This is a genomic window from Salinisphaera hydrothermalis C41B8 (assembly GCF_000732535.1).
GTDB classification, from domain to species: Bacteria; Pseudomonadota; Gammaproteobacteria; order Nevskiales; family Salinisphaeraceae; genus Salinisphaera; species Salinisphaera hydrothermalis.
Genome location: NZ_APNK01000013.1, coordinates 52701 through 70106, shown reverse-complemented (window position 1 = coordinate 70106; position 17406 = coordinate 52701). Strand labels below are relative to the sequence as shown.

The following is a 17406-nucleotide window of genomic DNA, read 5'->3' as shown; positions in this document are numbered from 1 at the left end:
CCTGCGTCGGTTCTGATGTAACCCCTTGTCGACTATCCGACCTCTAATTCGGCGATCCGTTCCAGCAAGAACGCCCAGATCGGCCAGAGCAGTGCCGACGAGAATACCGGAAGCCAGCGCCACCACTGGTTAACGTCCAGCCCGGCGACCCCGTCGATCCAGAACAGCATGAACTCATAAACCGCGAATACGGGCAGCATCAACAGGCTCTGCTGGATCAGCGGAAAGCTCCACAGCAGCTCTCGGCCCTTGACCACAACATAGGCGGCGACGGCCATGGCCAAACCATGCTCGGCGAACGGCGTACCGTACAGAACATCGATGGCGATGCCGGCCAGCCAGGCCGCGATCGGCCCGAATCGCTGGGGCTGATTGGCGGTCCAGAACAGCACCGTCATGGTATAGAACGCGGGCCGGGCTGCGGACATGGTGGCGGGCATGGGCAATAGCGTAATCACCAGCGACACCGCCAGCGTGACCACGATCAGCAGGCTGCTGACGCGCTGGCTGATGATCATTGCGCGGCCTTGTTGTCGCTGGCGCCGCTCGCGTCGTCCTTCGCAGCGGCCGGCGGTTGCCCGGACTTGCCGGCATTGTCCGGCGCCGGCGGATCATCGTTGCTGTTGCTGTTCCATACGAGCAGCGCCTCGCGGCCGCGGTCGAGATCCGCGGTCGGCTTGGCGGTGACGTCCAGGAACTCTTCGCCCGGCCGATGCACCACCTTCGTGACGCGCGCCACCGGGTAATTCGGCGGGTAGCGCCCGCCAAGCCCCGACGACACCAGCAGATCGCCAACCTTGATATCGGCGTTGTTGGGCAGAAAGGGCAGCGTGAGCGCGTTCGAGCGGCCGGTCCCTTGGGCGATGGTCTGTAGTCCCGTACGATTGACCTCGACCGGAATCCCGTTGTTCGGATCGCTGATCAGAATCGCGCGCGAGTCCAGCGGTGTGACGTTGGTGACCTGACCCATGATGCCGTGGGCGTCGATCAGGGCCTGGCCGACGAAGACGCCGTCGGAGCTGCCCTTGTTGAGCTTGACGTACTGGCGATAAGGGTCCGGGCTGACCGCGAGGATACGCGCGATCAGCACGTTCTGGTTAATCGAGCTGGCCGAGGCCAGTAGCGCGCGGATACGTTCGTTCTCGGCCTGGAGCGCGGCCAGCTGCTGCAAGCGGCCCTGAAGCAGCAATACCTTCTGCGACAGCTGCTCGTTTTCCTGGATGAGGTTGCCGCGGTCGAAATAATTCTTGAGGTAATTGGCGGCATCGCCCGGCATTTCGGCGGCCATTTGCACCGGTTCGAGTGCGACCGCGAGGGCACCACGGACCGTGGACAGGCTGTCGTGGGCGTTGTCCACCATCATCAGCACGATCGAAATGATCGCCAGCGCCACGAGTTTCAGCCCGGGCGCAATCCGTCGGCCGAGAAAGCGGGGTTTGTCGTCGTCCGATAGTCCGAGCACTAGCGCCGTCCCGCGTGCACAGGCCGGCGCCGAGCGTCCCCGGTCCGGCGCGCGATAGCGCGGACGGGGCGATCAAACAGGGCAGCAACGCGTAACAGTGGGCTCATCGAGTGAAGACGGGCGTCCCAGAGGAGCGAATATCGAGACGACCGGTCACCCCGATCGTCGCATCAAGTTAGGCTCGCGGCACGGGCCTTGCAACGTCGCCTATTCCAGGGCGAACAGCGCGCCGGACTTGCGATCGATCATTTCCAGCAGAATGCCGCCGCCGCGCGCCACGCAGGTGAGCGGATCGTCGGCGACGATCACCGGCAGGCCGGTTTCTTCGGACAGCAGTTTGTCGAGATCGGCCAGTAGCGCGCCGCCGCCGGTGAGCACGATGCCGCGTTCGGCGACGTCCGAGCCCAGTTCCGGTGGGGTGGATTCGAGCGCCAGCTTGACCGCGGAGACGATGTTGGACAGCGGCTCCTGCAGCGCATCCAGCACTTCGTTGGAATTGAGCGTGAACGAGCGCGGCACGCCGGCGGACATATGCCGGCCGACGACCTCGATCTCCTTGATCTCGTGGCCGGGGAAGGCAGTGCCGATCTGGTGCTTGATCGATTCCGCGGTGGTCTCGCCGATCAGCATGTTGTACTGCCGGCGGACGTAGTTGACGATCGCCTCGTCGAGTTTGTCGCCGCCGGTGCGCACCGATTCGGCATAGACGATGCCGTTGAGCGAGATCACCGCGACTTCCGAGGTGCCGCCGCCGATATCGAGCACCATCGAGCCGCGCGCTTCGCCGATCGGGATGCCGGCGCCGATCGCAGCCGCCACCGGCTCCTCGACCAGATAAACACGGCGCGCGCCGGCGTTGGAGGCCGATTCACGGATCGCGCGGCGTTCGACCTGGGTCGAGCCGTAAGGCACGCACACCAGCACGCGGGTCATCGGGCGCAGGAAGCGTTTGTGGTGCACCTTGCGGATGAAGTGCTGGAGCATCTTCTCGGTGACCGTGAAATCCGCAATCACCCCATCCTTGAGCGGGCGGATCGTGCTGATATGCGCCGGTGTGCGCCCGAGCATGCGCTTGGCATCGGAGCCCACGGCTTCGATGCGCTTGCCGCCGCGCGCATCCGTGCGCACCGCGACGACGGACGGTTCATTGAGCACAATGCCTTGATCGCGCGCATAAACCAGCGTGTTGGCCGTACCGAGATCGATCGAAAGATCGTTGACGAACAGGCCGCGAAAGTTTTCCAGCATGAAGCTCACCGAGCACAGCAAATATGACGCGCGTGGGGCGCACCGGCTATCGACGGGCGTCGACGCGAACTGCCTTCGATGCGCGGTTCGAGCGCGCATGAGACGAAGGCCCCTTTAAAGGTGCGCAATGCTAGCAACGGGGGGCGAGCGCGGCAACGCTCGACTTGTCGAATGCCGTCAACCGGGGGCGCACGATCGTGGCATCTTTTATGCTACGTTCTGCCGCCGCGCGGGTATGGCGCCCGTGTGTTCGAATCCAAAACACGAGATCACCACCGTGAGTCTGACCGCCGATGACGTGCGCAAGGTCGCCCGCCTGGCCCGACTGGGGCTGGACGAAGGCGCCATCGCCGAATATGCGACCCAGTTGTCCAGTATTCTGGACGTGGTCGATCATCTGGAAACCGCCGATACCGACAACGTGGAACCGATGTCGCATCCGCTGGATCTGACGGCGCGTCTGCGCCCCGACGTGGCTCAGGCCACGGTCGATCGCGAGGCGTTCCAGGCGATCGCGCCGGATACCGCCGAAGGCCTGTATCGCGTGCCGAAGGTGATCGAATGATGCACGAGCGTTCCATTGCCGAGTTGATCGCCGCGCGCGCGGCCGGCGAGTTCAGCGCGGCGGATATTACCGCGGCCTATCTCGACCGGATCGATACCCACGCCGATACGCTCAACGCGCTGATCACACGCACCGACGCGGCTGCCCGCGAACGCGCGGCCGCACTCGATGCGCGTGCCGACGGCGCGCTGGCCGGGCTGCCGATCATCCACAAGGACATCTTCTGTACCAAGGGCGTGAAGACGAGCTGTGCGTCGCGCATGCTCGACAACTTCATCGCGCCTTACAACGCGACCGTGGTCGAGCGCCTGCACGCCGCCGGTACCGTGACGCTGGGCAAGGCGAACATGGACGAGTTCGCCATGGGCTCATCCAACGAGAACAGTTTCTACGGGGCGGTGAAAAACCCCTGGAACCTGGACTTCGTGCCGGGCGGCTCTTCGGGTGGCTCGGCGGCGGCGGTGGCCGCGGGCCTGGCGCCGGCGGCGACCGGGACCGATACCGGTGGCTCGATCCGCCAGCCGGCGGCGTTCTGCGGCGTGACCGGCATCAAGCCGACTTACGGCCGGGTATCGCGCTACGGCATGATCGCGTTTGCCTCCAGCCTCGACCAGGGCGGCTGCTTCGCGCGCTCGGCCGAGGATTGTGCGCATGTGCTCACGGCCATGGCCGGCTTCGACGAGCGCGACTCCACCAGCGTCGAACGCGACGTGCCGGACTATGCCAGCCAGCTGACCGGCGATATCTCGGGTCTGACCATCGGCTTGCCGCGCGAATACTTCGCCGAGGGGCTGGAAGCGGGCAGCCGCGAGGTGATCGATGCGGCGATCGACCAGATGAAGGCACTGGGCGCGAATGTCGTCGAAATCGACATGCCGCATACCGATCTGGCGGTCTCGACCTACTACGTGATCGCGCCGGCCGAGGCTTCGTCCAATCTGGCGCGCTTCGACGGCGTGCGCTATGGCTATCGCTGTGCCGACCCGGTCGATCTGGACGATCTGTATACCCGTTCGCGCGCCGAGGGCTTTGGGCCCGAGGTTCAGCGCCGCATCATGATGGGCGCCTATGTGCTCTCGGCCGGCTATTACGATGCCTACTACCTGAAGGCCCAGAAGACGCGCCGCCTGATCGCGGGCGACTTCCACGACGCTTTCGCGAAAGTGGATCTGATCGCCGCGCCGGTCACGCAGGCGCCGGCGTTCCCGATCGGCGAAAAAGCCGACGATCCGGTCGCGATGTATCTCAACGATGTCTACACGCTGCCGGCCAGCCTGGCCGGGGTGCCGGGCATGTCGGTACCGGCCGGCTTCGTGGATGGTCTGCCGGTGGGGCTGCAGCTGATCGCGCCGTGGTTCGAGGAAGGCCGTCTGCTCAACGCCGCCCATAGCTATCAGCAAGCCACGGACTGGCATACCCGCCGTCCGCCGGGCTTTGAATAAAGCTGGCCCAGCCGAGGAATACGCCATGAACTGGGAAGCCGTGATCGGGCTGGAAGTGCATATCCAGCTCGCGACACAGAGCAAGATTTTCTCTTCCGCGCCGACGGCCTACGGGGCCGAGCCGAACACCCAGGCCAACGCGGTCGACGTGGCCATGCCGGGCGTGCTGCCGGTGATCAACGAACAGGTGATTCGCATGGCGACCCTGTTCGGCCTGGCCATCAATGCCGATATCGCGCCGCGATCCGTGTTCGCGCGCAAGCATTATTTCTATCCCGATCTGCCCAAGGGCTACCAGATCAGCCAGTTCGAGCTGCCGATCGTGGCCAACGGCCATCTGGATATCACCGTGGGCGAGGGCGCGACCAAGCGCATCGGTATTACCCGCGCGCATCTGGAAGAAGACGCCGGCAAGTCGTTGCACGACGTGTTCGATCGCGCTACCGGCATCGATCTCAACCGTGCCGGCACGCCGCTGGTGGAGTGTGTCTCGGAGCCGGAGATCTCCAGCGCGGCCGAGGCGGCGGCCTATGCCCGCAAGCTGCACTCGCTGGTGACCTATCTCGGCATCTGCGACGGCAACATGCAGGAAGGCTCGTTTCGCGTGGATGCCAACGTCTCCGTGCGCCCGGTCGGCTCGGCCGAGTTCGGCACCCGCACCGAGACCAAGAACGTCAACTCGTTTCGGTTCCTGGAAAAAGCGATCGAGTACGAGATCGAGCGCCAGATCGACGTGATCGAGGGCGGCGGCAAGATCGTGCAGGAAACCCGCCTGTTCGATCCCACGACGGGCGAAACCCGTTCGATGCGGAGCAAGGAAGAAGCCCACGACTATCGCTACTTCCCCGATCCGGATCTGCTGCCGGTGGCGATCGACGCGGCGTTCATCGAAGCGGCACGCGCCGAGCTGCCGGAATTGCCCGGCGCCAAGGCAGAGCGGTTCGAGGCCGAATACGGCCTGTCCACGGCCGATGCCGCAGCACTCACCGCGTCGCGCGTCTGGGCCGATTATTTCGAGGCGACCGTGGCCGCAGCCGGGGCCGACAAGGCCAAACTCGGCAAGCCGGCCTCGAACTGGATCAATACCGAACTGGCCGGCGTGCTCAACCGCGACGGGCTGTCGATTGGCGAGGCGCCGGTCAGCGCCGCCCAGCTCGGCGGATTGATTGCGCGGGTCGACGACAACACCATCTCCGGCAAGATCGCCAAGCAGGTCTTCGACGCCCTGGTGGCCGGCGAGGGCGAATCCGCCGATGCGATCATCGAAGCCAAGGGGCTGAAGCAGATCACCGACAGCGGCGCGATCGAGTCGTTCGTCGACGAGGCGATCGCCAACAACCCGGATCAGGTCCAGCAGTATCTGGACGGCAAGACCAAGGTCGTCGGCTTCCTCGTCGGCCAGGTGATGAAAGCCTCCAAGGGCAAGGCCAATCCCAAGGAAGTCAACCAGATGATGGTCGAGAAGCTCAACGCGATGGCTTAGGACGGTCTGTTTGCAGTCCGCAAATGAACGCGAATGAGCGCAAATAAAACATTGAACGAAGCGGTTCGGTGAACGAAAGTTCATATCTAAAAATTATGACTTCATTTGCGTTTTTAGCGTTCATTTGCGGACTTGTCTTACGGAAATTGCACTTTCCAGCGACATTTTCTGCGCGGGAGATAAGAGAGTCGATCCGGCACACAGGATTTGCCGAGCGCGTTAGCCTGTAGTGCAGTATTCTGGAGTCCCTTGAAGCCATGCAACAGACGCTGACCTACGACACGCCCGGCCGTTCGACCCGGGACATCACGCGCGATATCGATGCCGTGGTGCGCGATGCCGGCATCGAGACCGGGCTGGCGCATGTGTTCATCAAGCACACCTCGGCCAGTCTGATGATCTGCGAGAACGCGGATCCGACCGTGCGTGAGGACGTCGAGACCTGGATGAGCCGCACGGTGCCGGACGGCGATCCGATGTATGTGCATACCATGGAAGGCCCGGACGACATGCCCGGCCATATCCGTTCGATCCTCACCGGCATGGACGTGACCGTACCGATCACCGACGGCCGACTGAATCTCGGCACCTGGCAGGGTATTTATCTCTACGAACACCGCAGTTCGCGGCATACGCGTCAGGTCGTGGTGACGCTCACCTCGGCCAGTTAGCGCGTTTCAAGCTAGGGCCATTGGACGCCGGTCTGGGCCACGTAGATCGCGTACAGCGAGCTACTGGCGGTGATAAACAAGCGATTTCGCCGCGGCCCGCCGAAGGTGAGATTGGAGACGGCCTCGGGTACGTGGATCTTGCCGAGCAGCGTGCCCTCGGGCGCGAAGCACTGGACGCCGTCGCCCGCGCTGGTCCAGATATTGCCGTCGGTATCCACGCGAAAGCCATCGGACACGCCGGGCTCGACCACGGCGAAGACGCGCGAATTCTCCAGCCGGCCACCGTCGACGACATCGAAGGCCCGGATATGATGATGACCGTTCGGATCGTGCGAGCGGGCGGTGTCGGAGATATACAGCGTTCGTTCGTCCGGTGAGAACGCCAGCCCGTTAGGTCGCACGAAATCGTCGGCGACGACCGTCAGCTCGCCAGAATGCGGGTCGAGACGAAACACGAAACAACCGGCCTGTTCCGATTCGGCCTTGTGGCCTTCGTAGTCGCTCAGGATGCCGTAGGGCGGGTCGGTGAACCAGACGCTGTCGTCCGAGGCCACGACCACGTCGTTGGGCGAATTCAGCCGACCGCCGTTATAGCGGTCGGCCAGTACCGTGACGCGACCGTCGTGCTCGGTCCGGGTGACCTGCCGGCCGCCGTGCTCGCAGCTGATCAGTCGGCCCTGTCGATCGCGGGTATGGCCGTTGGCGTGCCGGCTGGGCTGGCGGAACACGCCGACGTCGCCGGCCGGCGTCCAGCGCAGGATGCGGTCGTTGGGAATATCGCTCCAGAGCACGACGTCCGCATCGGCGATATAAACCGGTCCCTCGCACCATAGCGAGCCGGTATGCAGTTGTTCCAGATGCGCATTCGGCTGCGTCAGATCGTAGAAACGCGGATCGAGATATTCGATCGTGTCGCTCATCGCGCGACTCCCTCGGTTTGGATCAGTGGGTGCTGAGTTTCTCGCGACCGTATAGCAGCAACAGCACGATGATGATCGAGCCGAAGATGATGTTCTTCCCCGCTTCCTGGATCTGGACGGTCGAGAGGACCGACTGCAGCAGCACGACGATCATCGCGCCGGAAATCGAACCCAGATAGCCGCCGGACCCGCCCATGATATTGGTCCCGCCGATGATCACCGCGGCCACCGGCACCAGCAGATAGTCGCTACCCATGCCGAGATAGGTCTGCGACGAATAGCCGGTGAGCATGATGCCGGCAAGCGCGGCACAGAAGCCGGAGATCGCATAGGCGCCGAGATAGACCTTGCGACTGTCCACGCCGGACAGGAACAGGGCCGATTCGTTGTTACCGATGGCATACAGATAACGGCCGAAGCGCGTCTGATGGAGGATCACCAGCGCGAATATCGCAGCCACGATCCACACCATGAGCGGCACCGGAATACCCCAAAGATTGCCGGCGCCCAGCGCCCGGATGAACGGAGGCACATCGACCTTGGGCGGTTGCGCATGGGTATAGACCAGCGTCGCGCCCTGCATCAGCGCATTGGTGCCCAGCGTCCAGACCAGCGAATGGATACGGAATATCGCCGTGCCGATCGAATTGAACATGCCCACCAGCGTGCCCGAGGCCAGCGCGGCGGCGATGGCGACCGGCGTGCTGGTTCCATGGCTGATCAGGGTCGCCATCAGGATCGCCGAGAAGGTCAGATTCCACGGCACCGACAGATCGATCTGGCCGGTGATGATGACCAGCGTCTGGCCGACCGCGATCACGCCGATGAAAGCGCCGATCTGTAGCAGATTGCGGATATTGTCCCACGAGGCGTAGTGCGGATTGATCGCTGCGGCGAGCGCGAACAGCACGACCAGCAGGATATAGGAGATGGTCACGCCCTGGAGCAGCCAGGACGGTAGTGCCACCGCACGTTTGGATTCGGATACGTTGTTCATATCTAGTTGGACATCACGTTGAGCCAGTGCCGCGTGCGCAGCCGCCAGACGTTGGCGGCGGCCAGCACGATCACGAGAATCGCGCCCTGCAGCAGGTTCTGATAGAAGGGCGATACGCCGCTGGCGAACAACACGCTGATCAGCAGCGACAGGAAATAGGCGCCGCAGATCGGGCCGAGCGCCACGCCTCGCCCGCCGCCGAGCACCGCGCCGCCGAATACCACGGCGGCCACCGAGTTCAGCGTATAGCTGGTGCCGATGGTCGGATCGCCGGAGGTCGTCTGGGCGGTCAGGAAGATGCCGGCGCAGGCCGCAAAGAAACCGCCGGCGGTATAGGCCCAGAGCTCGGTCCGGGCGACCGAGATGCCGGACACACGCGCGCCGTTGCGGTTATCGCCGACCGCCTTGATCGCCCGGCCGAGCCGCGAACGCATCAGGGGCACCCAGGCGACACCGACCACCACGAGCAGAAAGATCAGCCCGTACGGCAGATAGCCCCAGGAGCCGGTCAGCGCGTTGGCGAACCCGCTGGGCACGCTCCCGCCTGGCTGTGGACGCACGACCAGGCCGATGCCGGTATAGATATAGAGCGTGGCCAGCGTGACGATGATCGGCTGAATACGCCCGTAGGCCACGATCAGCCCGTTGACGAATCCGGCCAGGGTGCCGGCGAACAGGGTGCCGATGATCACCAGGGTGGCGATCGCCGGGTGGGTACCCATATAAGTGGCCGCGATCGCATTGGTCAGGCCGACCATCGCACCGACCGACAGATCCACGCCGCCCGTCAGCACCACTACGAGCTGCGCGAGGGCGGCCAGCGCCAGCGTGGTGCCCTGGTTGGCCGACATGGTGACGCCGAACGGCGAGAGAATCATCGGCTGGATGTAGGCGAATAGGATCGCCAGCAGCACGAGGCCGATGACGGCGGTCAGGGAACTGTAATAGCGTTCGATGATCACGAGGCGGCTCCGATGTTCCGAGTGGCGGCCGGCTCGGCGTCGGCGCCGGCACGCTCGCGCACGCCCAGCGAGGCGGCGAGGATGGCGTTTTCCGTAATGTCCGTATCCTCGAGGGTTTCGGCGATGCGGCGGTCGTTCATGACCAGCACGCGATGACAAACGCCGACCAGTTCGGACAGTTCGGTGCTGTAGAGCATCACCGCCTTGCCGGCCCGCGCGAGTTCGCCGATCAGTTCGTAGAAGGCACGCTTGGTGCCCACGTCGACGCCGCGGGTGGGGTCGTAAAACAGAAAGATATCGCCGCCGGTCTCCAGCCACTTGGCAATGACCACCTTCTGCTGGTTACCGCCGGACAGCGCGGCGACCGGCGTTTCCATGCTCGCCGCCTTGATCTCCATGCGCTTCATGCCTTCGTCGGCGGTACGGCGTTCGCGCGCGCGGTCAATCAGCCCGCCGCGGCTCAGGTTCTTCAGGCTGGCAAGCGCGATGTTCTCGCGCAGCGACTGGGGCTGGAGCAGACCCTGCGTTTTCCGGTCTTCCGGAATGAGCGCGAATCCGGCCCGGATCGCCTTCCAGGGCGAGCCCAGATTCACGGGCTTGCCGGCAACACGAACGTCGCCGGACAGGCGACGGACCATGCCGAACAACGCCAGCAGCAGATCCCCCTGGCCCTGGCCCTCGAGGCCGGCGATACCCAGGACTTCACCACGCCGCAGCTGAAAACTGATGTCATGCAACAGCTCGCCTGCGCTCAGATGGTCTACGTCGAGCAGAATGTCGTTATCGGTCGGTCGCGGCGCGCGCTCGGGAAACGATTGCTCGATGCGTTCACCGAGCATCAGTTCGACGAGATGACTCTCGTCCATGTCCGCAGCGTCGACCGTACCGACGTTGGTGCCATTGCGGAACACCGTCAGCCGGTCGGCGATTTCGCGGACTTCGGCCATGCGGTGCGAAATGAAGATGATGGCCGTGCCGCGCTCACGCAGCCGGCCCAGCAGATCGAACAGCCGCCGGACCTCTTCCTGGCCGAGCGCCGACGTGCCTTCGTCGACGATCAGCGTCTTCGGGTCGTGGGAGAGTGCCTTGGCGATCTCGACGAGCTGCTGATCGGCCAGCGTCAGCCGCCCGGTTAGCGTGTTCGGTTTGATGTGATCGATGCCGATCTGCTCGAACAGCTCGGTTACCCGGCGGCGGAGTTCGCGACCGCGGATCTGGCCGAGCGGCCCGGTCGGTTCGTGCGCGAGCATGATGTTCTCGGCCACCGTCAGATGCGGCGCCAGGGACAGCTCCTGAAATACGGCGGCCACGCCGAGTTCGGCGGCCCGGATCGGATTCTCGAGCTTGACTGGCTCGCCCGCCAAGCGAATCGTACCCGCGTCCGGCGGCTGCACGCCGCAGAGAATCTTGACCAGGGTGCTCTTACCCGCGCCGTTGGCGCCGAGGAGCACGTGGACCTCGCCGCGACGACAACTGAAATCGGCGTCGTCGAGGGCGATGGTGCCGGCGAAGTGTTTGGCGATGCCGCTCGCTTCGAGGGCCGGCGCATCGTTGAACGCGCCGGATTCGGATGAATCGGCCATGGGAGGGCTCATAGTCGGTTACACAAAAGGCCTCGAAGGGCGGGTGCTTGTCGGCACCCGCCCGTCGTACGGACGGTCGCCGGATCAGTCGATGCCGTGGTAGACCTGTTTGGCGTCGAAGTGCAGACCGCAATCGGGCACGCTCACCCCGTCGAAGAAACTGTCCGGCACGCCGGTGAAGTAATTCTTCCCTTTTTCGAGGTTGTCGTTGGTCACGATATTCAGCGGCGACTGGATCGACTGGGGCACCTTCTCGCCCTGCAATACGCTGAGCGCGACCTTCATCGAGAGCGCGACCAGACCGGCCGACTGGCCGATCGACATCATCGGGAAGCCGTCCTTGGCGGCTGCGAGGCGGAAGCCGTTCTCGGCCTCGCCGGCGATCGGCGGCATCTTGAGCCCGTGCTGCTTGAATGCGTTGACCACGCCGCTGTCGCCGCCTTCGCTCCACACCGCGTCGAACTTGGCGCCCGAGGCAATGGCATTGGCCGTGACTTTCTGGGCCGTGCCGTTATCCCAGTTGCCGTAGACCTCGGTAGTCTTGATGTCGGGGTGTTTGTCGAATACCGACTTGCCGCCCTTGTAGCGCTGCTGGTCGACGAAGGTGCCGGCCACGCCGCGGACCACCAACACATGGCCCTTGCCGCCGGTGTGCTTGATCACGAAATCGGCCCAGCGCTTGCCCATGTCGAACTGGTCCTGGTTGATCGTGATCGCCTTGTCGGTGGTCACGACGTTGTCGAAGGACACCACAAGCACGCCGGCGTTCGCGGCTCGTTCGATGGTCGAATTCAATCCGGTCGGGCTGGCGGCGTCGAGCACGATGGCGTCCACGCCGGACAGGATCATCTGGTTGATCTGCGCGATCTGGGCGTTGACGTCATTGCCGGCGCTGGAAATCTTGAAGTCCTTGATCAGCTTTTTGACCTCCGGACGGTTGGCGTACATCTTCGCGATGGTCGCCATCTCGGCGCGCCATTCGTTGCCGATGTACGAATTGCTGAGCGCGATTCGATACGGCGGCTTTTTGGTATGCGGCCAGGAGAACATCTTGGTGCTGCCGCTCCAGGCCTTGTAGCAGGCCGAGTTGTCGGCCCAGGCCATCGACGGCAGCGCGCCGAGCAGCATGGCCGAACCGAGGCCGCCGGCGGCCTGTACGAGAAGGTCCCTTCGTTTCATATCGTGTCTCCTCCGAGATGCCGAGTCTTTGTTGTGGTGGTGCCGGCATAACGTCGAGCCCGGAGTTCACTCCAGCCTGTCAGCCTGTTATACCAGTCGTGTTATGTCTAACAGCGGGGCTCTCTATGAGCAACATACGCTTTGGTCTTAGACCGCTCGTTTAGGCCCGGCTTGTTGCACGATGCAACTGGCGGCAGAGTGTCGACTTGTCGACGGGTGCTGCGCATCAGCCAGCGTGGGAGCTGGTGCCCTTTGTCCCGAAACCGTACGACGCATCCCGGATGCGTTCTTCGAAGCGAATGCCATGGCCCGATACCAGATCGAACGCACGAAACTTTCCGACCAGGTCACCCGCCAGCTCGAGCACGATATCGTCTCCGAGCACTTCAAGCCGGGGGATCGCCTGCCGTCGGAGCGCGCGCTCATGGCGCAGTTCGGCGTCGGTCGTCCCACGATTCGCGAGGCACTTTTCGCGCTCGAAAAAATGGGGTTGGTCGCGCTGGCCAGTGGGTCGCGTGCCCAGGTAATCCGGCCAACGCCCGCCGTCGTGCTCGAAGGGCTATCCGGCGTGATGGGGCATTTGTTGTCGAGCGTGGCCGGTCAGCATCATTTCCAGGAGGCCCGCGCTGTTTTCGAAACCGCCATGGCCCGCCAAGCGGCAGGGCAGGCTCGCGCGGAAGATGTCGAAGCGCTCCACGCGGCGCTGGCAGCCAATGCGGCAGCGGTTGGTGACGAAGCCGAGTTCAAGCGTACCGATATTGCGTTTCATCGCGTGATCGCGGCGATTCCGGGCAATCCGGTTTATACCGCCGTACACGATGCCATGGCCCAGTGGCTCGACGATCGCCGTGCGGTGGCGCTCGAACAACCGGGGCAGGATCGTATCGCGCTGGCGGCGCACGAACGGATTTTTCAGGCTATCGAGCGCGGCGAGCCGGAAGACGCCGATCTCGCCATGCGCGAACATCTCGACCAGCACTACGGCGTCTATCGTCGTATGCGGGCCGGTAGCCGCGATTACTAATCGACCGGGACGCACCGTCGGGCAACGGTTGTCGTTCGCGTAAGCGGTAGGAAAAAATAGCCGGACTAGCGCCGGCTTATTTTTCTGCGGTGTGTGTCGGGTGGACTGGGCGGACCTCGCGGCGAGCCCGCGATACGGCGCCTACATGGTCGCGCCGAGCTGCCACGGCACGAACTCATTGTCGCCGTAGCCGAATGCTTCGCTTTTGCTGGGTTCGCCCGAGGCCACGGCCAGCATGTGCGCGAAGATACGTTCGCCGCATTCGGCCAGGGTTTCGTCGCCGGTCGCGATCCCGCCGCAGTTGATGTCCATGTCCTCGGTCTGGCGTTCGTAGAGCGTCGTATTCGTGGCCAGCTTGATCGAAGGCGAGGGCTTGGCGCCGAAGGCCGATCCCCGGCCCGTGGTAAAGCAGACCAGGTTGGCGCCACCGGCGACCTGGCCGGTGGCGGCGACCGGGTCGTAGCCGGGGGTGTCCATATAGACGAAGCCCTTGGCGGTCACGCGTTCGGCGTACTCGTAGACATCCACCAAATTGGTGGTGCCGCCCTTGGCGACCGCGCCGAGCGATTTCTCCAGAATCGTCGTGATGCCGCCGGCCTTGTTGCCGGGCGACGGGTTGTTGTTCATTTCGGCGCCTTCGCGGCGGGTGTAGGCCTCCCACCAACGGATGCGCTCAAGCAAGCGCTCGGCGACCTGCGGTGACACGGCGCGGCGTGTGAGCAGATGCTCGGCGCCGTAGATCTCGGGCGTTTCCGACAGAATCGCGGTGCCGCCATGTTCCACCAGCCGATCGACCGCATAGCCCAGCGCCGGATTGGCCGTGATGCCGGAATAGCTGTCCGAGCCGCCGCATTGCAGCGCCACACACAGCTCGGCCGCTGGGATCGGTTCGCGCTTGGCTTGGTTGATTTCCGGGAGCAGTTCTCGGATCAGCGCAGTGGCGCGCTCGATCGTCTGGCGTGTTCCGCCGGTGGCCTGAATGGTCATCGAGCGAACCGGCTTGATCGATCGCAGGCCCTCGATACGTTGTAGCCCACCGACCTGCATTACTTCGCAGCCGAGGCCGAGAAACAGCACGGCCGCCACGTTGGGGTGATCGGCATAGCCCTGCAGCGTACGCTTGAGCATCTCGAAGCCTTCGCCCGAGTCCGCCATGCCGCAGCCGCCCTGATGGGTCAGCGCGATAACGCCGTCTACATCGGGATAGGCGTCGAGTTCGCCGGAAAAACGAAAACCGTCGGCGATGTGCCGCGCGGCGGTGGCCGAACAGTTCACGCTCGATACGATCGCCACGTAATTACGCGTACCGGCCCGGCCGTCGGCGCGACGATAGCCCGCGAACGTGGCCGGTTGCTCGACGAAACGGGTCGGACGGGCGTCCTCGCAGAAGGCATAGTCGGGCGTGACGTCACCCATGGCAAGATTGTGCATATGTACGTGCGTGCCGGCTTCGATCGTCTCCGACGCGAAGCCGATGATCTGCCCGTAGCGCAGTACTGGCTCGCCCGCCGCGATCGCGCGCACGGCAATCTTGTGCCCGGCCGGAATGTTGGACGCGACCGTCACGCCGGCTTCGTCGAGCGTTTCGCCGGCCGCGATCGAATGGCGGGCGATCACCACGTTGTCGTCGTCGTGGAGCCGGATTGTTGGGCCGTCGTTGGCAAGCGATGCGGTCATGGCGGGCCATCTCCTCTGCTTTGTTATGACGCGGCTCGGTCGAGCCGTCTAAAACTTAGGTAGAGCTGTTATACCAATGCAGATCCAAAACCGCTATGTTCGGGGTTGTATTCGACCACCGTACAACGCCGATGCGCGATGAAACCGGTTTGACTTCCGATGTCGTGGATGCCGATGCACTGCGGCGCTGGGCGGCAGAGGTCTTACAGCGCCAGAACCTCGGCGTGGAAGACGCGACGCTGGTCGCGAACTGCCTGGTCCAGACTAGCCTCTGGGGCATCGATACCCACGGCATCGCGCGCTTGCCGCACTATCTGAACCGCCTGGATCGAGGATCGATCGAGGCGAAGCCGGCGCTGAAGATCGAGCGTACCGGGCCGGCCACGGCCTCGGTGGATGGCGGCCACGGGCTCGGCATGGTGGTCTGCGATGCCGCCATGAATCAGGCCATCCAATGCGCGGAGGAGGCCGGGGCCGGAGTGGTTGGGTGTTACCACTCGAGTCACTGCGGCGCGATCGGTCTGTATGGCCGGCAGGCCGCCGCTCGCGGCATGATCGGAATTGCCTTCACGCATTCCGATGCGTTCGTGGCGCCGCATGCGGGCCGGCACGCTTTTCTAGGCACGAACCCGATCTGTATCGCCGTGCCGAGCGCCGAGGGCGAGCCTGTCTGTCTGGATACCGCGACCAGCATTATCCCGTTCAACCGCGTGATGAACGCGCGCCGCGACGGCGTGTCGCTCCCGCCGGGTACGGCGATCGATGCCGAGGGCGAACCGACGACCGACGCCGAGGCGGCGCGTTCGCTGCTGCCGTTCGCCGAGCACAAGGGCTATGCGCTGGGTTTCATGATCGACGTGCTCTGTGGCCTGCTCAACGGCATGACCTTCGGCCCGCATATCGCGGCAATGTACGGCGATCTCGAGGCGCGACGCAATCTGGGCTCGCTGATGATGGCCATCGATCCGGGTCGGTTTTTTGGTGGCGATGCGCTTGCCGTGGAAGTCGCGCGCATGGCGGCAGAGGCTCGGGCGATGCCGGCTCGCGAGGGCGCGGAAGTACTGGCGCCTGGGGATCCCGAGTATCGCTGCGAACGACAACGCCGCCGCGATGGTATCCCCATCGAGCCCGGCCTCGCAGCCGAAATACGCGACTGGTCGCAGCGTCTGCACATCGAGGCGCCGCCGCTGCGGGCCGCGTCCTGACACACGGGGCGGATGCCGCGGGGGGCGTTGTTGCCCGGTCAGGATCCTACGTTTAGCGACGCCAGTCGCGACGACCACGCTCGCCCCGCGCGAAGGCTGGGTCAGCGTTCGAAACAGCGCCGCTTTCCGGCGCCGGCCCGGGCGGAGGCCCGGCCGACCGGGCGTCGGGCGGCTTCAGCCGCGTCCGATATAGGGCATGCCGCTGGCCATAATCGTCATGAAGGGCACGTTGACGTCCGGGGGCAACTCGGCCATGAAGCGGATCGCCGTGGCGACGTTGTCCACTGCCATGACCGGTTCGGCAGCCATGCGGCCGTCGGCCTGCGGTACGCCTTGCGTCATTGCGTCGGCCATATCGCTGGCGGCGTTGCCGATATCGATCTGACCGCAGTTGATGCCGTGGGCGCGTCCGTCCAGTGCGATCGAGCGGGTGAGGCCGGTGATGGCATGCTTGCTGGCGGTATAGGGCGCCGAGCCGGGGCGCGGCACATGCGCGGAAATCGAGCCGTTGTTGATGATGCGACCGCCGGCCGGCGATTGGCGTTTCATCAGTCGATACGCCGCCCGGGCACAGAGAAAAGCGCCGGTGAGATTGACGTCGACCAAGGCGCGCCAGTCCGCTTCCTCGATATCGCCGAATTCCGTGCTGGGGATGTTCAGCCCGGCGTTGTTGAACAACAGATCGAGCCGACCGAAGCGTTGCTCGATTTGCGAGAACAGATGATCGACCGCGACCGAATCGGCAACATCGGTCGGCACTACCAGCGGATCGCCAGCTAGTTCGCCGGCCAGTTCTGCCAACGGCGCCTCACGGCGACCGACGAGCACGAGCTCGAATCCGATGTCGTGGAGCGCGAGGGCACAGGCGCGGCCGATGCCGCGCCCCGCGCCGGTGACCAGGGCGACCTTTGTTGTCATTTGCGTACCTGCGATAGCTGGGTCGAACGAGTCGGCTCAGGGTATCGCAGCCGAATGCGCCGTGGCCGCT

Annotated in this window: 16 protein-coding genes; 6 read left to right on the top strand and 10 right to left on the bottom strand. The window is 64.3% G+C overall.

Going from position 1 to position 17406, the window contains the following annotated elements; all coding sequences use genetic code 11:
• Nucleotides 1-32 precede the first annotated feature (32 nt).
• The 3 genes from mreD to C41B8_RS10310 all read right to left on the bottom strand — a co-directional run bounded on the left by mreD (nt 33) and on the right by C41B8_RS10310 (nt 2710).
• On the bottom strand, nt 33-518 hold the full coding sequence (gene mreD / locus C41B8_RS10320; protein WP_051883369.1) for a rod shape-determining protein MreD: 486 nt from the start codon (nt 516-518) through the stop codon (nt 33-35).
• Complete coding sequence (gene mreC / locus C41B8_RS10315) at nt 515-1462, bottom strand: rod shape-determining protein MreC (RefSeq protein ID WP_084188807.1); 948 nt, start codon at nt 1460-1462, stop codon at nt 515-517. Before mreC ends, mreD begins: the two co-directional genes overlap by 4 nt.
• Nucleotides 1463-1669: 207 nt before the next feature.
• Nucleotides 1670-2710: a rod shape-determining protein gene (locus C41B8_RS10310; protein WP_037337496.1), complete on the bottom strand. Its 1041-nt coding sequence runs from the start codon at nt 2708-2710 to the stop codon at nt 1670-1672.
• A gap of 277 nt (nt 2711-2987) precedes the next feature.
• On the opposite strand from C41B8_RS10310, the gene gatC reads away from it, so the two are divergent.
• From gatC to C41B8_RS10290, 4 genes are all read left to right on the top strand, one after another.
• The gene (gatC, locus tag C41B8_RS10305; protein ID WP_037337562.1) at nt 2988-3275 is read left to right on the top strand and encodes an Asp-tRNA(Asn)/Glu-tRNA(Gln) amidotransferase subunit GatC; all 288 of its coding nucleotides are present in this window, start codon (nt 2988-2990) and stop codon (nt 3273-3275) included.
• Entirely contained in the window at nt 3275-4717 is a 1443-nt protein-coding gene (gene gatA, locus C41B8_RS10300) for an Asp-tRNA(Asn)/Glu-tRNA(Gln) amidotransferase subunit GatA (RefSeq protein ID WP_037337493.1), read from the top strand. Before gatC ends, gatA begins: the two co-directional genes overlap by 1 nt.
• A gap of 25 nt (nt 4718-4742) precedes the next feature.
• Complete coding sequence (gene gatB, locus C41B8_RS10295) at nt 4743-6200, top strand: Asp-tRNA(Asn)/Glu-tRNA(Gln) amidotransferase subunit GatB (RefSeq protein WP_037337491.1); 1458 nt, start codon at nt 4743-4745, stop codon at nt 6198-6200.
• 257 nt (nt 6201-6457) lie between these two features.
• The gene (locus C41B8_RS10290; protein WP_037337489.1) at nt 6458-6871 is read left to right on the top strand and encodes a secondary thiamine-phosphate synthase enzyme YjbQ; all 414 of its coding nucleotides are present in this window, start codon (nt 6458-6460) and stop codon (nt 6869-6871) included.
• 11 nt (nt 6872-6882) lie between these two features.
• Here C41B8_RS10290 and C41B8_RS10285 read toward each other — a convergent pair whose 3' ends face one another.
• From C41B8_RS10285 to C41B8_RS10265, 5 genes are all read right to left on the bottom strand, one after another.
• The gene (locus C41B8_RS10285; RefSeq protein ID WP_037337486.1) at nt 6883-7791 is read right to left on the bottom strand and encodes an SMP-30/gluconolactonase/LRE family protein; all 909 of its coding nucleotides are present in this window, start codon (nt 7789-7791) and stop codon (nt 6883-6885) included.
• Between the two features lie 22 nt (nt 7792-7813).
• A complete protein-coding gene (locus C41B8_RS10280) occupies nt 7814-8788 on the bottom strand; it encodes an ABC transporter permease (protein ID WP_037337483.1) in 975 nt (324 codons plus the stop codon).
• 2 nt (nt 8789-8790) lie between these two features.
• Complete coding sequence (locus C41B8_RS10275) at nt 8791-9750, bottom strand: ABC transporter permease (RefSeq protein WP_051883368.1); 960 nt, start codon at nt 9748-9750, stop codon at nt 8791-8793.
• On the bottom strand, nt 9747-11333 hold the full coding sequence (locus C41B8_RS10270) for a sugar ABC transporter ATP-binding protein (RefSeq protein WP_051883367.1): 1587 nt from the start codon (nt 11331-11333) through the stop codon (nt 9747-9749). The genes C41B8_RS10275 and C41B8_RS10270 overlap by 4 nt, the downstream gene beginning before the upstream one ends.
• Nucleotides 11334-11417: 84 nt before the next feature.
• Nucleotides 11418-12512, bottom strand: a complete 1095-nt coding sequence (locus C41B8_RS10265) for a sugar ABC transporter substrate-binding protein (RefSeq protein ID WP_051883366.1) — start codon at nt 12510-12512, stop codon at nt 11418-11420.
• A gap of 304 nt (nt 12513-12816) precedes the next feature.
• Here C41B8_RS10265 and nanR point away from each other — a divergent pair, with 304 nt between their 5' ends.
• Entirely contained in the window at nt 12817-13536 is a 720-nt protein-coding gene (nanR, locus tag C41B8_RS10260; protein ID WP_037337480.1) for a transcriptional regulator NanR, read from the top strand.
• A 141-nt stretch (nt 13537-13677) separates the two neighbouring features.
• Here the strand turns inward: nanR and C41B8_RS10255 are convergent, their stop codons facing one another.
• Complete coding sequence (locus C41B8_RS10255; protein ID WP_037337478.1) at nt 13678-15213, bottom strand: UxaA family hydrolase; 1536 nt, start codon at nt 15211-15213, stop codon at nt 13678-13680.
• Nucleotides 15214-15344: 131 nt separating this feature from the next.
• Between C41B8_RS10255 and C41B8_RS10250 the strand changes: the two genes are divergently transcribed.
• Nucleotides 15345-16418, top strand: coding sequence for an Ldh family oxidoreductase (locus tag C41B8_RS10250; protein ID WP_037337475.1), 1074 nt, complete (start codon nt 15345-15347; stop codon nt 16416-16418).
• Nucleotides 16419-16592: 174 nt separating this feature from the next.
• Here C41B8_RS10250 and C41B8_RS10245 read toward each other — a convergent pair whose 3' ends face one another.
• Entirely contained in the window at nt 16593-17336 is a 744-nt protein-coding gene (locus C41B8_RS10245; RefSeq protein WP_037337472.1) for an SDR family oxidoreductase, read from the bottom strand.
• Between the last annotated feature and the right edge of the window lie 70 nt (nt 17337-17406).